Annotated in this window: 17 protein-coding genes and 1 tRNA gene; 8 read left to right on the forward strand and 10 right to left on the reverse strand. The window is 53.0% G+C overall.

Annotated elements, in window-relative coordinates; translation table 11 throughout:
* From VL547_RS14620 to VL547_RS14630, 3 genes are all read left to right on the forward strand, one after another.
* Positions 1-789: rhomboid family intramembrane serine protease (locus tag VL547_RS14620; RefSeq protein ID WP_325579056.1), on the forward strand; the 789-nt coding region annotated here is incomplete at its 5' end.
* A 38-nt stretch (positions 790-827) separates the two neighbouring features.
* Positions 828-1,859, forward strand: coding sequence for a Dyp-type peroxidase (locus VL547_RS14625; protein ID WP_325579058.1), 1,032 nt, complete (start codon positions 828-830; stop codon positions 1,857-1,859).
* A gap of 7 nt (positions 1,860-1,866) precedes the next feature.
* Positions 1,867-2,673, forward strand: a complete 807-nt coding sequence (locus VL547_RS14630; protein ID WP_325579060.1) for a family 1 encapsulin nanocompartment shell protein — start codon at positions 1,867-1,869, stop codon at positions 2,671-2,673.
* Here the strand turns inward: VL547_RS14630 and VL547_RS14635 are convergent.
* The 9 genes from VL547_RS14635 to VL547_RS14675 all read right to left on the reverse strand — a co-directional run bounded on the left by VL547_RS14635 (position 2,615) and on the right by VL547_RS14675 (position 9,364).
* Positions 2,615-3,100: an LIC_13387 family protein gene (locus tag VL547_RS14635; protein WP_325579062.1), complete on the reverse strand. Its 486-nt coding sequence runs from the start codon at positions 3,098-3,100 to the stop codon at positions 2,615-2,617. The genes VL547_RS14630 and VL547_RS14635 overlap by 59 nt on opposite strands.
* Positions 3,097-3,555, reverse strand: coding sequence for an SRPBCC family protein (locus tag VL547_RS14640; RefSeq protein ID WP_325579064.1), 459 nt, complete (start codon positions 3,553-3,555; stop codon positions 3,097-3,099). The genes VL547_RS14635 and VL547_RS14640 overlap by 4 nt, the downstream gene beginning before the upstream one ends.
* Before the next feature lies 1 nt (position 3,556).
* Positions 3,557-3,886 carry a metalloregulator ArsR/SmtB family transcription factor gene (locus VL547_RS14645; protein ID WP_325579066.1) on the reverse strand — a complete coding sequence of 110 codons (330 nt, stop codon included), beginning with the start codon at positions 3,884-3,886 and terminating at the stop codon, positions 3,557-3,559.
* A gap of 66 nt (positions 3,887-3,952) precedes the next feature.
* Positions 3,953-5,173: an RNA polymerase sigma factor gene (locus VL547_RS14650; RefSeq protein WP_325579068.1), complete on the reverse strand. Its 1,221-nt coding sequence runs from the start codon at positions 5,171-5,173 to the stop codon at positions 3,953-3,955.
* A gap of 34 nt (positions 5,174-5,207) precedes the next feature.
* Complete coding sequence (locus VL547_RS14655; protein ID WP_325579070.1) at positions 5,208-5,555, reverse strand: YciI family protein; 348 nt, start codon at positions 5,553-5,555, stop codon at positions 5,208-5,210.
* A gap of 76 nt (positions 5,556-5,631) precedes the next feature.
* A complete protein-coding gene (locus VL547_RS14660) occupies positions 5,632-6,531 on the reverse strand; it encodes a glycoside hydrolase family 5 protein (RefSeq protein WP_325579072.1) in 900 nt (299 codons plus the stop codon).
* Positions 6,532-6,683: 152 nt separating this feature from the next.
* Complete coding sequence (locus VL547_RS14665) at positions 6,684-7,535, reverse strand: hypothetical protein (RefSeq protein WP_325579074.1); 852 nt, start codon at positions 7,533-7,535, stop codon at positions 6,684-6,686.
* A 610-nt stretch (positions 7,536-8,145) separates the two neighbouring features.
* On the reverse strand, positions 8,146-8,469 hold the full coding sequence (locus VL547_RS14670) for a DMT family transporter (protein WP_325579076.1): 324 nt from the start codon (positions 8,467-8,469) through the stop codon (positions 8,146-8,148).
* A 58-nt stretch (positions 8,470-8,527) separates the two neighbouring features.
* On the reverse strand, positions 8,528-9,364 hold the full coding sequence (locus VL547_RS14675) for a hypothetical protein (protein ID WP_325579078.1): 837 nt from the start codon (positions 9,362-9,364) through the stop codon (positions 8,528-8,530).
* A 107-nt stretch (positions 9,365-9,471) separates the two neighbouring features.
* Here VL547_RS14675 and VL547_RS14680 point away from each other — a divergent pair, with 107 nt between their 5' ends.
* Positions 9,472-10,140 carry a Crp/Fnr family transcriptional regulator gene (locus VL547_RS14680; protein WP_325579080.1) on the forward strand — a complete coding sequence of 223 codons (669 nt, stop codon included), beginning with the start codon at positions 9,472-9,474 and terminating at the stop codon, positions 10,138-10,140.
* Positions 10,141-11,382: 1,242 nt separating this feature from the next.
* Here VL547_RS14680 and VL547_RS14685 read toward each other — a convergent pair.
* Positions 11,383-11,455: transfer RNA gene (locus VL547_RS14685), tRNA-Lys, on the reverse strand.
* On the opposite strand from VL547_RS14685, the gene VL547_RS14690 reads away from it, so the two are divergent.
* The 4 genes from VL547_RS14690 to VL547_RS14705 are packed head-to-tail and all read left to right on the forward strand — an operon-like array spanning position 11,429 to position 14,132.
* Complete coding sequence (locus tag VL547_RS14690) at positions 11,429-11,647, forward strand: hypothetical protein (RefSeq protein WP_325579082.1); 219 nt, start codon at positions 11,429-11,431, stop codon at positions 11,645-11,647. The two genes, VL547_RS14685 and VL547_RS14690, sit on opposite strands and share 27 nt — an antisense overlap.
* Positions 11,620-12,426, forward strand: a complete 807-nt coding sequence (locus VL547_RS14695; protein ID WP_325579084.1) for an SDR family oxidoreductase — start codon at positions 11,620-11,622, stop codon at positions 12,424-12,426. The genes VL547_RS14690 and VL547_RS14695 overlap by 28 nt, the downstream gene beginning before the upstream one ends.
* A gap of 4 nt (positions 12,427-12,430) precedes the next feature.
* The gene (locus VL547_RS14700; protein ID WP_325579086.1) at positions 12,431-13,258 is read left to right on the forward strand and encodes an SAM-dependent chlorinase/fluorinase; all 828 of its coding nucleotides are present in this window, start codon (positions 12,431-12,433) and stop codon (positions 13,256-13,258) included.
* Positions 13,259-13,298: 40 nt separating this feature from the next.
* Positions 13,299-14,132 carry a hypothetical protein gene (locus VL547_RS14705; RefSeq protein ID WP_325579088.1) on the forward strand — a complete coding sequence of 278 codons (834 nt, stop codon included), beginning with the start codon at positions 13,299-13,301 and terminating at the stop codon, positions 14,130-14,132.
* Positions 14,133-14,193 lie beyond the last annotated feature (61 nt).

Here is a 14,193-nt window from a genome sequence, read left to right on the forward strand (position 1 = left end):
AAAAATGGATATCTTAGAGAGCACAACCCCCTCAAAATGGTCTTACCCATCGGCGACGACAACCGGGACAGGAAAACCTTCCCTATCATAAACTACTTTTTGATTGCGCTGAACATCTTTGTTTTTATTTACTGGCAGAGATGGGGGCAGAACCTGGCGCTCACGTATTCTTACGCCACCGTTCCGGGCGAAATCCTGACGGGGCACGACATCGTTACGCCGGCGAAAACCGTTATAGACCCTTATTCGGGGAAGCAGATGCTGCTGCCGGGGTTGGGCGTTACGCCCATCCCGGTCTTTCTGACGCTGTTCACTTCCATGTTTTTGCACGGGGGGATTTCGCACATCGCCGGGAACATGTTGTTTTTATACATTTTTGGCGACAACGTAGAAGACGCGATGGGACATCTGAAGTATCTCTTCTTTTATCTGTTGTGCGGCATGCTGGCGGGGCTGAGTCATGTGGTGGCGACGTTTTTCCTGGGACAGGATTTGCTGATTCCCAGTCTGGGGGCATCGGGCGCCATTTCGGCGGTGCTGGCCGCTTATATGATGTTGTTCCCGGGGAAACGGGTGTATCTGTGGATATTCCTTTTTGTCGTCCCCGTCCCGGCGTTCGTGGCGGTGGGGGTATGGTTCCTTTTCCAGGTGATCGACGGCCTTGGAATGCTGGGCGGTCAGAAGGCGGGCGACGTCGCCTATGCGGCGCACATAGGCGGGTTCCTTTTTGGGTTGTTGCTGACGCGCCGGTTTGCCCGCGGGTACCTGGCGAGAACGCGGAGGAGGTAAGTTATAGAATAGAAAAGAAGTCTTAGATTCGCAGGGATATGAACATTGAGCCGCAAAACGTGCTGGATTATGTGGGTGAAAATACCATCTTCCTGGTCTGGAATTTTAAGAAAGACCTCGAGGTCGGGGCCGTCTTTCAGCGGATCTGCGCACTGGTGATCAACCTTAATAATTCCGGCGCGACGAGGTTTCCCGACTCCGGGGCTACTTGTGTGCTGGGGGTTGGCCATGATGCCTGGCTCAGGCTCGGTCTTCCGAAACCCCTTCCAAAGGAGCTGGTGAATTTCGAATCCATCGTCGGTGCGAAGCACACCGCGGTGGCTACCCGGGGCGACCTCCATTTTCACATCCGCGGGGCCGACCGCAGTATTTGCTACGATATGGCGGCTGCCCTGGCCCAATTCCTGGAACCGGTCGCGGTCAGCGTGGAAGAGGTGCACGGGTTCCGATACAAGGACGGCCGGTCCATTTTAGGATTTGTCGACGGCACCGAAAATCCCCAGGGCGAAAAACGCGCCTTTTTCGGGTTGATTGGGGATGACGACCCCGCCTACAAAGGAGGGAGCTATCTGTTCGTTCAAAAATATATCCATGACCTGAAGGCGTTCAAGGCGCTGCCGGTCGGGGAGCAGGAAAAGGTATTCGGGAGGTCTAAAGAGGATGACATCGAAATGTCCGATGAAGAAAAGCCTTCCAATTCCCATAGCGCTTTGGCCAATGTCGGCGACGACCTCAAGATCGTACGGGACAACCAGCCTTTTGGCAATATGTCGACCAATGAAATGGGGACATATTTCATCGCTTATGCGAGTACGTTCAGCACGGTAAAAAAGATGCTGGATAATATGTTTATCGGTTCGCCGGTAGGGAATTACGACAGGTTGCTGGATTTCAGCACGCCTAAGACGGGGACGCTGTTTTTTGTGCCTTCGGCGACGTTATTGAAGAGTATCGCCGACGGAGCGCCGGCCCCGGAAGCCGCATCGGGAGCCCCCGCTCCTGAAGTCGCAGCCGGGCCGCGAGCCTCTTCGGATGACGGCTCATTGTCTATCGGATCACTAAAAAAATAACCAGGATATGAATAACCTTTATCGGGAGCTCGCCCCTGTCTCAGAGGCGGCTTGGGTGGAAATCGAAGAAGAAGCGCGGCGCACCCTCCAGCGGCACCTCGCCGCGCGGCGCGTAGTGGATGTGGAAGGCCCAAAGGGTGTCGACTTCTCCGCGGTCGGCACGGGGCATACCCAAGGGATTCCCGCGCCCGGTGACGGTATCCAGGCGGTGCGGCGTGAGGTAAAGGCGCTCGTGGAGCTCCGGGTCCCCTTTGAGCTCACACGCCAGGCGATCGACGATGTCGAACGCGGTGCAACGGATTCGGACTGGTCGGCGGTGAAGGATGCCGCGCGAAAAATAGCCTTCGCGGAAGACAACTCCGTTTTCGAAGGATACGACGCGGCGGGCATACAAGGTATACGGCAGGGCAACAGCAACCCGGTATTGACGCTTCCGTCCAATGTCCGGGGCTACCCCGACATCGTCGCGCAGGCGGTGAGCCAGTTGAAGCTCGCCGGGTGCAACGGCCCCTACGCGCTCGTGCTCGGCTCCGAGCCATTTACCGCCGTTAGCGGCGGCAGCGACGAAGGATACCCCGTTTTGCAACATATCCACCGGCTCATCGACGGGGACATCATCTGGGCCCCGGCCATCACTGGTGGCTTCGTGCTGACCACCCGCGGGGGGGATTTTGAGCTCGATCTAGGTCAGGACCTGTCCATCGGCTATCTAAGTCATTCTGAAACCACCGTCAGGCTGTACCTCCAGGAGAGTTTTACCTTCCGGTTGCTGACGACGGAGGCGGCGGTGGCGCTGGCGCCGGCGAAGAAATAGATGCCTGCTGTGTTTTTGAAAGAAACCAGGCGCCGATGGCCAGCAGCCCGGCAAACAGGCTGATGATGGCGGCGAATGGGAAGAAATAAACGAACTCTAGCAGGGCGATGACGACCAGCAGGGTGCCGATGGTGACGCCGGCCTGCCGGGCGAAAACGTTGCGCGTGGCCATGTGGTTGGAGGCCAGCCATAACAGGACGATCATGAGGACCAGGGCGGCGCTGGTGATATATCCATACCCCTCGTAATACTCACCCATGGACCGGTCGACGCCCATGAAGGGGAATTTTGGTCCAGTCATCAGGTGGATGACCTGCATTTTGACCGGGTCGGTAGCTTTTTTCCAACCGGCATTGCCAAAGGAGTGGCCTATCAGGTGCACGAACAGCAGGGCGGAGGAGATGCGGAGCAATAATTTACCGGTCATGCGGTGACGGTTTGGTTGACGAGGTTTTGATAGCGACCCAAAATGTATCCCCAGCCGTTATCCATTTCCTCGATGACCTTGACGCCGCCCTGGAGCTTATCGAGGTCGCGGTGTTCCATTTTAATACGGGTGCGCGTGGGACCTTCGGCGATGAAGATGACCTCGATCTCGCTGATGAGCTGAGGGTCGTAAACAAAGTTGCCGGTGACCTGCCAGGCCAGGAGAAGGCGGTCGAAGGGTTGCCACTCGAGGATGTGACCAACCATAGCCTCGCTGCCGTCTTCATGGGTGCTATACCAGCGGCCGGAGGGTTTGGGCTCCAGGATAGTTTCTATTAACGGGGTCTTTCCGACGTGGTACTCTTTTGGCCACCACAAGTCGATTTTCTCGGTAAACACTTTGAAGGAGGTTTCCTGTGAGGCTTCGACGACGACCTCTTTTTTGATCGGGTCCATGTTATTTCTTTTTTTGTTTTTCGGCTTGTTCCGCCAATTCTTTGAAGTTCAGCAGCGCCTGGTCCCAGAATTTGTCCAGGTAGTCGCGGAGGGAACGCACGCCGTCCCGGTCGATGCGGTACATGCTCCGGGTGCCGCTTTGCTCCATGGTAATAAGCTTGGCTTCGCGTAACACTTTAAGGTGCTGCGAGACGGCCGGCCGGCTGATGGGCAGGCCGTCGGCGATATGGACGACGGAGAGCGGACCATTGGCCAGCTTCTCGAAGATGGAGCGGCGCGTTGGGTCGCCCAGCGCGTTAAAGGCGGCGGCGTGACTGGATGTTTTGGACATACTTATAGTAAGTGGTTGCTTACGGTAAGTACAAACTTACGGAAAGATTTGACTTATCAAAATTTTTTATTGCCCGGTACGGGCAAGGTCGCGGCGGATGTTTTCGCGGTCGGACTCGGAGCCCGAGAGGTGGAGGGCTTGGGTAAGATGATGAATGGCCCTGTCGTCGTCGTCGCCTATGCAGAGATAACCGATTAGGTGATGATAGGGGCCATAACCGTCCAATTTGAGCTTTTGGGCCTCGAGGAGACCGGCCTTGTTTCCATAGAGCTTTGACATCGCGTAGGCCCGGTTAAGCGCGGCGACCGGTGAGTAGCGCTCTAGCAGGAGCCGGTTATAGAGGCCAAGGATGTTGTCCCATTTTTGTGTGGTGTCTTCTTTGTGGGTATGCCAGTAGGCTATGGCAGCTTCAAGGTGGTATTGGCCCGCCTCCGTTCCTTTTGCGGAGCGGTTGAAATAAAAATGTCCCTTGTCGATGAGTTCAGCGTTCCATTGTCCGGGGTCTTGCTCGTCGTACCGGATGACCTCTCCACGTGTGCCGATGCGGGCATCGAGGCGGGAGGCGTGGAAACACATCAGGGCCAGAAGGGCGTTGACGTCCGGTAGGTCGGTGTCGGGGTGTTCGGTGAGCAGCAGCGTAAGCCGCATGGCTTCCAGACATAGGTCGCGACGGACGGCGAGGTCGTTGTGCCGGGAATAATAGCCTTCGTTGAAAAGCAGGTAAAGGGTAGACGACACGGACGAGAGCCGTGCGACGGGGTCGGGAGGAAATTCGATTTTGACCTGGTGATGGCGAAGCTTGTCCTTGGCGCGCTGGAGCCGTTTGACGATGGTGTCACGGTTGGTCAGAAAGGCGCCGGCGATCTCGTCGATGCCAAAACCGCAAAGGATACGCAATGCGAGAGCGACCTGGGCGGCGGGGGGGATGAGCGGCTGGCAGATGGCGAACATCATCTGAAGCTGGCTGTCACGGATGTTTTGCAGGGAAAGGTCGAGTGCCGGGTAGCCCTCCTCGACTTCGGGTGCGGCGTCGGACAGGCGGCGCTCCTGCCGGGCCTTTTTCCGAAGGAAGTCCACGGCTTTATTTGACGCGACGGTATACAACCAAGCCTCCGGTTTTGCGGGAATGCCTTTAAGACCCCAGGTTTCGGCGGCGGTAAGGAAGGTATCGCTGGCGATGTCCTCGGCTATCTCGACGTGTTCGAAACCAAAACGACGGCAGAGCACCGAAATGATTTTCCGGTATTCGGTCTTGAAGAGGTGCGGTAGTAGCTCTTTTTCAGGCATAATTGAGCCCCGCGCAAGGCGGGGCTGTAAAAAATTAAAGGTTGGGCGGAACGATCTGGCGTACTTCGACATTGCCGCCGATCAGGGTGACGGGACAGCCCTTGGCGAGTTCCGCGGCTTCGTCGAGGGAGTCGGCCCGGATGATGGTATAGCCGCCGAGACTTTCTTTGATTTCGGCGTAGGGCCCGTCGGTAATACGGTCGCCGGCATGGAGCACTTTACCTTCGCTGGCCAGCCGGTTACCCCTGTCGACGAGCTTGTTTTGGGCGGCGATGCCGCCCAGCCAGTTCTGCCACATTTTCATGGCGTTTTGCAGGTCCTCGGGGGAGGGGGCGTTTTCGGTGCGAAAGTCCCTTCGGAAAAGCAACAGGAATTCGTTCATGGTTTAAATTTACCCTATTGTCGTTGGAACCGGAAGGGAATGGACAAGAGAGCGTATTTTTTTTGCTATTTGCGCCTCAGTCCTCCGGCCACCAGGGGTCGATTTCCTGGCCTTTTGTCCAACCGTAGGCGTGGTGGGTACGCGCGTCGGTAAATCCCTGTCCGCCCAGATATCCCCAACTGATGCCCATCGACTCCATGGTCTTGATAAAATCGAGCGGCGGCGCGCCCGCGTCGGGGGTGATTTCCGTCAGGACGACCGGGTAAACGCGCTTTAGTGTCCTGATGAGTGCAAGCAGGCTATCCGTCCTGGCATAGGTGCCGTAAGGATGGAAACCCACGGAAGCGTTGCGGTAGTCGATGCCGTGTGCCTTCCCGATGAATGCCAGCGGATCTTTGACATCGATCAGGTTTTCGATGGTCCAGGCAATGATATGTGTTTGCGGGGCCAGCTTCCGGACCAGCCTGAACATGGTTTCCTCATAGGCCGCGTTACCGCTGTACTGCCAGGGTTCATTCTTCAGTTCATATATCACCTGGGTATTGTCCCTATACCGCGGCGCCACCGATTGCCAGAAAAGGCTGTCCGTATGCAGGTCCTGGTTCCCGCAGCATTCGGAATGGTTGTCGATCACGACATACAGACCGGTTTGCGCCGCCAGCCGCACCATCGTATCCAAACGGGGCAGCAGCGTCGCGGTATCCATCGTCTGCGCGCTGTGGGGCCAATGGCCCAGGAAGGCCATGACGCGGACCGCATTGAAATGCCCGGTGTCGTGCATCGCCCGCCACCAATGGATGTCGGTGTAATACCGGTAAACGAAATCGTGGACATAACCATGGACCATCCGCAACAGGGAACCATCATCGGCCACGACGGTCCCATTCGATACGCGTACGCGCCCACGTAGTGGAGAATGGGGCGCCGGTCGCCCCAGGAGCAACAGGCAGATCGATAGGTAGCCAATTGTTTTCATCGCGTGGGGCGAATATAAAAAAAGCGCGGCGAAATACAGTCCGGAGGCTTTTTATAAAATACGATCAAAGACCGGGTCTTGCGGCATCCTTCCCCGGCAAACGGAGGGATGGCAGCCAAAGGCCGTTGAGCGGAAGCTTTTTGGAAATTTATTTAAGGATGGCTCGGGACAACCGATCCCGCTTCATAAGGATTCACGATACTGGTTCCCTGCACGCCACCGGGAATGATCACATATCGAAATTGTAGGATCGACGATATTCCGATTGATCCCGAGTTATCGGCGGTAAACCGGGTGATTAAAATATTGCCCGGCTGGGGGATAAAGGAGAGTGTATTCTCAAGACCCCCGGCGTACGAAGTGTAAGGGAGGGGCTCTTCCTGACCGTTAAAGATAAAGAACACCTGAATGCTGGCGGAACTCAAATACGCCTGGCTTAAGGAGGCGGCGGGGAAATTCATAACCACTAGTTTAGATTCATCGATTGTGGTATCCCTCAGGTTGTTGGCGAGTCCCCACGCGGAATAGATTACGTTGGCCGTTCCTGTGGCCCCTTTCAAGATGATGCCTGTGCCCCAACCGGAAGCTGTTTTGGGCCCATATAAGACATAGTTCGCCGCGTCGAGGTAATAATCTCCATTGACTCCCTGGGAAGTGGAAGGTCCGCCATTGCCAGAATAGATCTGGCTGCCGGCCTGTCCAGCCGCGCCGGTGTTGCCCACTAGCGATATGCCCGAACCCCATCCGGACGCCGTTTTGGGGCCATACAAAACATCGGTCGCGATATCCAGGTAGTAGTCGCCGGTGCTACCGGTCGTTGCGTCAGGTGTGCTGGCGCCGGAATAAATCTGGCTGCCGTTGTCACCGGCTGGGCCCACGGCCCCGGCTGGGCCGGTTGCGCCAGTGGCTCCCTGTGGACCTGCGGGTCCGGTTTTAGAACAGGATACGCAAACTGCAAAGGCTATAATAAGGATCAAGAGCGGATGTACAGTGGAACGTTTCATAACTGGAGGTTTTGCTGTCGGTAAAAATCAAAATCGCGCAACAAACAAACGCATTGCACATCACTCCAAAATCTTTAATCTACAAATGGCGAATTTGTCCGACAGACGACGATGCGATGCGCGTTTACGGAATATTTGAGCTCGTTGCGTCTATGGCTGCACCAGCGGCTGTGCTTAGGCCGGTTGCTTTACCGCTGTCGGTATGGACCCATACATCGTTCTCTTTTCGGATGGTAATTTTCGGAAGTATTTGATGATCCGGATGACCGGGAATTCGGAAATTGGTAATATTGTAAAAGATTTCAGAATAAGGTAGATTCATTCCCTCGGAAGGAAAATGCCCGCTCGGAGGCCGTTATCGAAGGGTCAGTTTAGCCGGAACTTCAGGCTGCTATATACCACCGAAAAGACTGCCATACGGGACCAGTCTTTCCAGGAAGATAGCTTTGCCTCTGTCGGGACAAAATTAAATATGCGGGTATCTTCGTCCCAAGTTACTTCCGGATCATACCAGAGGGTCGGGGCATCACTTCCTTGTCCGCAATGAATATTTTGAAATCCATCGGAGTCTGGTGAATTGGCTTAAAGCTACCTTTTAACCCGCATAAGGTCATTTAATCGTCACCATAACGATACCTATTATTATTACGGCTACGCCAAAATAGTTCGTCCAATTTATGCTTTCCTGAAAGAGGAGCAGGGAAGCGACCATTATTAAGGCGATACTCCCGCCACAGAAAACGGAGTACGCGACCGTCAGCCCGAGACCTTTTAGCGCCAAGGTGAACAAGAATGTCGTTACCCCGGCCAGAATGATACCGAGGGAAAATTGCCCGAGCCACACCATATTAAAGGGCTTGCCGGAGACTGACTTCAAAATACAGTAGGAGACGACGTTGACGAAAATGGCAGAAATCAAAAGCAAGAACTTCATCCGCTGTGTCTAATTTTGATTTTTAAGAAACATGGGGTAAATGTAGTGCACAGCTGGTTCATTTAGGAACCGTCAGCGATGTAGATTTATGCTCATTGCGGGAACCGGCTGTTGAATTGGCTAAACCTGGAGACTGCTTTTCTATTGCGTGCCTTGTTTTAAACAGTAGTACCAGATACGCCGCACTGATGGCTGCGGCAAAGTGTTTCAAGGTGTGGCCGCTTATGACTATAATCCAATCGTAAATCTTCGCGTCCAGGGCCTCGAGACCTTTTGCCACCCCATACCAAACCACTACCCAAATCAGGTTGCCCAAGCCCTGCATGTTATCCCACCGTCCGAAAAGGAGTAAGATTAAGGGAATGCCTACCATAGGGAAGAACTGTACCCACCAGTATAAGCGGAGGTCACCGGCTCCGAGAGCTTCAGTATGATTCCACCAAAGGACACTACCGATCCCCAATATCACCAGCGGGGCCAGTACCCCCGCCGCGGCTTTTGGATTGATCCATTCTCCTACGGTTGCCACCAGCGCCGACATGAAGACTATTGTCTGGGGCATGCGGTCCCAGATCAACCGGTCATTCGACGGCGCCCAATGGTAATAGGCAGATCCTATTCCTGTAAGGAATATCCCGAAGAACATTACTGCATAAATGGCCCATATGCCGTCGACCGGTCGCCTTTTTCCCAGCACGATAAACCCCCATATCCCGACCGCCAAAAAAGGTAGGTTGCTTAAGACGTTTCCGAAATTTTTAATACCCAGCCATCCCCGGGTATCTACAAAATGGTGAAAGGCGGGGTCCTGTCCATTTTTCGGACTGATGGCGGTTATCAGCGCCGAAACCAAAACCACGCTTAGCAGAATAGATATTTTACCTTTTTTACTCATATAAAAGTTATCTAGTTGGGAGGAAACCAACCGAGGAGTCACCGGCGATACTGACGGTATTCTTACACCCGGAATTCGATTTTATCTCTATATTACACGGATCATCCTTGCCTAAAACCAATCTTCGCTGCCCGGCAGCAAAACCCCAAATGCCTGTGATGATCAAAATTTTCCCGGTGATGGACAATTTTTTCGGTTTTGTTGATAGTGTCTACCCGATAAGCGGCGACTGCAAAAAATACCTGGGGTCTGTTATCAGAAACAAGGTGATCGAAAAAAGAGAGTACATCCTTCGCGAAGGGGAAATTTGCAACAAGATCGGGTTTATCGAGTCTGGATGCCTTAAATCCTATTCGACCAAAGGGGAGCGCGACAGCAATATCTGGTTCTGGTTTACCGGGGATGTCTTTACCTCAACCACCAGCTTTTTCGAACAAGAGCCGTCCAGAAATTTCATACAGGCTGTCACCCGAACCAAGTTTTGGTATCTTACCCACGATAGCCTTGAATACGCCTATAAAAACTATCCTGAAACCAATGTGGTCGCCCGGATTCTCTTGCAGAAATATTACGCGATGGAGGTAAAGCGAATAGAGCTGCTGAAAGGCACAGCCGCCCTCGATCGATATAAATTTCTGGTAGAAAGACATCCGGAGATCCTCGAGAACCTGAACAGTACTGAAATAGCCTCCTATCTTGATATATCCAAATTCCGACTCAGCCAAATACGCCATGAACTCAGCAGGGTTATTCCTTCCGCCCACAATATGGGGTAATTAAAATCTCAAATAGTTGCAATAGCTAAACTTTTACCTTGAACGACGGAGCTAGTTTACAGCCAAAATCACCAAAACCTCAAAAGTTTGTTATGAATATGGCTCGTATGCTCAACCTCCGGATCCTTTACGTTCCAACCTTCACCACCGTGGATCTTCAGCATTTTCGGATGGCGCTGCATAAATCCCCCGATTGGTCGAGGGCCTATGTGGACAATCTGGGTGCATTCGGAAAGACGGAATACACATTGCGAAGTCATTACAAAGACACCTGATCTCGCGTACGTACAAAACTCGTCGTCAAAAAAATTCTTTTCGGGTAATGTGACCGTTGAGGATTGGGCGGGAAATTTTATAAAAGGTTATAACTATATAAATGGCGCGATTCAACGGAGCGGTTTTACGGTCATCCAAGGGGAGGCGCTTGTAATTGATAAGAAAATTAATTGTAATGGCGTCAATGAAAACCAGAGGAATATTCCGCAAGTTGATTCGCGTTGTCGTTGTCTGTATTGTAAGTGTTATTGTATTGGTAAACGTAATCCCATACCTTTCGGCATTTAATGTCTATTGGTATTGCAATAGAGATGCATCATTTCAATTTGAAGAAATTCCCGCAAAGGGACGTGGGCTCAAATTGATGGAGACCGATTGGAAAGAGTTTAAGGACAGTACCCATAGGGATACTTTTCTTTATAGGACCTTTACCATACAGCCATTGCATTTTTGGATGTGGAGAAGTTATCTGTTCAATAGACGATACACATACCCGTATCTCGAAGATACAGCGGTAACAAACCAGTTCAATTAAACTTACGTTCATGCATTTAACAATTAAAAAAACGATGCGACTCTTTTTGATTGTATTGTTTGTTGGTTTAGAAACCGGATAAATGGTCCTATTGGCAAGGATATTATTTGTGTTCCGCGGAGTTTCCGGACAGCGGAAGGGTAGTGTTTATGGTTAGTCGATTTGGCGGGTTTTTTTATGATGTAAAGCATAAACAATATTATTCTGTGCCCGAAGAAATAAGTTCAAGTATCAAGTAACAATGCGGACGTTTTGCTGATGCTCTGATCCCCCCCAGACACCCCCCAAAAAAGGATGAAGCCGGATGTAATCGGATGATCGAATAAATGCGTTGATGACGGCGTTTGTGGTGGGAAAAATGAAAAGAGCGCCGTGTTAGACGCTCTTTTTCCTTAAAATTTCCCTTTAGTGATCCCGCTGGGACTTTAAAGTGATCCGGCTGGGACTCGAACCCAGGACCCATACATTAAAAGTGTATTGCTCTACCAACTGAGCTACCAGATCTACACCCACAAAAGCAGTGGCCTGCTTTTTGGGAGTGCAAAAATAGCTGAAAATCTTCTCAGTGCAAATTTTTTTAAAGGGTATTTCCGGGGCGGTGGCGTTTTTTGTAACGGCGGAACCCGCGGACAACGCCTATTTTTGCAGTTCGGGAAAAATGTTGGCTTATGGATGATTTTCAAGGTAAAAGGGTGATGGTTACCGGGGGGAGCGATGGGATAGGGCGGGCGCTGGTGGAGCGTTTCCTGGACGCGGGGGCCAAGGTGGCGACCTGCGGGCGGAGCGCGGACAAGCTATACCAGTTAAGGGTCAGGCACAGCAACCATGCGTTATATACGCAGGTGGTGGACGTCCGGAAGGAGGAGGATTGCAGGAACTTCGTAAACGCCGCGCTACAGGAATTCGGCGGGATCGACGTCCTGGTGAACAATGCGGGGATTTCGATGCGGGCGATGGTGCAGGATACGTCCCTGGAGACCCTGCGGACGGTGATGGATGTGAATTTCTGGGGGACGGTCTATTGTACGAAATTTGCGCTGGACAGCATTATACGGAGCAAAGGTGTGATCGTGGGCGTATCGTCCATCGCGGGATACCGGGGATTGCCGGGGCGGAGCGGGTATTCGGCCAGCAAGTTCGCGGTGAACGGGTGGCTGGAGGCGCTGAGGACCGAGCTACTCGAAACGGGCGTACACGTGATGTGGGTTTGTCCCGGGTTTACGACATCGAATATCCGGAACGTGGCGCTGAACGACAAGGGCGCGCCCCAGGGTGAGTCGCCGCTGGAGGAAGGCAAGCTGATGAGTGCGGACGAATGTGCAAAGCACATAATCAAGGCCGTAAAGAACCGAAGGCGCTCCCTGGTCATGACCTTCCAGGGCAATGAAACCGTGTGGCTGAACAAGCTGCTCCCCGGCCTGGCCGACAAGCTGGTTCGGAAATTCTTCTACAAAAACGGAGAGCTCGTTAAATAGGCCGATGGCGCTAATCACCCTCACATCCGATATTGGACACCAGGACTACCTCGTGGGCGCCGTAAAGGGGCAGCTGCTGGGCATGGACCAGGGTTTTCAGCTGGTGGATGTGACGCACGCGCTGTCGCCCTTCAACTACCCGCAGGCAGCCTATGTCTGCCGGGGAGCGTTCAAACAGTTTCCGCCGGGGACGTTTCACCTCATCCTGGTGAACCTGTTCGACGAGAAACCGGAGCACCTGCTGCTGGTGCGGCACCATGGGCACTATTTCCTCATTGCGGACAACGGGTTGATCACGATGATCCTCGAAGAGGTCCCGGAGCTCGTGGTGGCGTTACCGTTACCCCGGGGGGCGCTTAGGAATACGCTTTTATTCACCCAGGTTTTTGGCAGGGCCATACAAGGGATCCAAAAGGGGAGGCGTCCGGAAGAGCTCGGTGACGCCGGGGTCTCGATCCACGTCAAGAACCCGCTCAGACCGCAACTGGGCAACAACTGGATGGAAGGGCAAGTGATCTTTATCGACCACTTCGAAAATGTCATAGTGAACATCAGCCGCGAGGAGTTCGAGGAACAGCGGAAGGGACGGAGTTTCAAGATCGTTTTCAAACGGGACGAGGTGATCGACAAGATCAGTGAAACATACGCCGACGCTGGCGAGGGCGAGAAGCTGGCGCTGTTCAATGCGGCGGGTTACCTGGAGATCGCCATCAACAAGGGGAATGCCGCGGGTTTGCTGGGTTTGCAGGGTTTTGCCGAAAAAAGTAATCCTGGGAATACCTACCTGGCTAACAGGTTGTTTTATCAGACCGTTAGGATTTATTTTGAATAAAGTCCTGTTTTTTAACTAAATTTATAGGACTTCTCGATCCATGAAAACGACGCTTTATAGTGCGATTGTGCTGCTGTTGACGCTCGCTTCCTGTACCAGGGAGAACGGACTCATCAAGGATGGCAACCCGTCGAAAGACACCACTACGACGACCCCGCCCGCAGACTCCACCTATACTGGCGCCGTTACCAATAACTATCAGCCCGACTCCAGCGGATCGACCTGGACCTACCAGGTAAGACAAGTCTTCAATTTCTCCCAGTCCACCATCGGTCAATTGTATCCCCAGGATGCATCCCTTTTCGGCGCCTTCGACGTCGACACTACCATCGTTTATCACATAGCCGCCCTGGGTTTGACGAACAAGGTGGGGACCCTGACGTATAAGGACTATTCCAACGACTATGGCGGGGGGATCTTCAATCCCAAGATAGCGCAGAGCGGGTCGGCCTACGTTGGTGTAGACGAGGTATGGGAGCTGGTCTGGCCGGGGGGCTCGTTTGGCGGTTTTTCCCTCAACGACGATACTTTAACATATCTTAAAGACCAGCCGGTGGGGACGTCCTGGAAGGATACCACGATCGTGCGGGACGCGTACGGATCGCTGGACACCACGGTCTACGCGTTTTCCGTGAAGGCGGCCGGGGTTACCCGCGCCGTAAATGGCATCAACTATCCTAACGTTATACAAATCGAGTCTACCTCTTTACCCAGCGCGCTAACGAGCTATGCCGTTCTTCTCAGTGGAGTGAACCTGACCACGACCACGGAGTATTATTATGCGAAGAACGTCGGTTTGATCGAAGAAGACCTGAGCGCGTATTTTTTTGGGATATCCGTGACCGCGATCCTGTTGCATTCCAATATTCGATAAACCATATAACCTTCAATCATGAAACCGAGTCCCCGAGGTTCCATCCGTCCGTTAAAAATCA

This window comes from Dinghuibacter sp. (assembly GCF_035492835.1).
Lineage (GTDB): Bacteria > Bacteroidota > Bacteroidia > Chitinophagales > Chitinophagaceae > Dinghuibacter.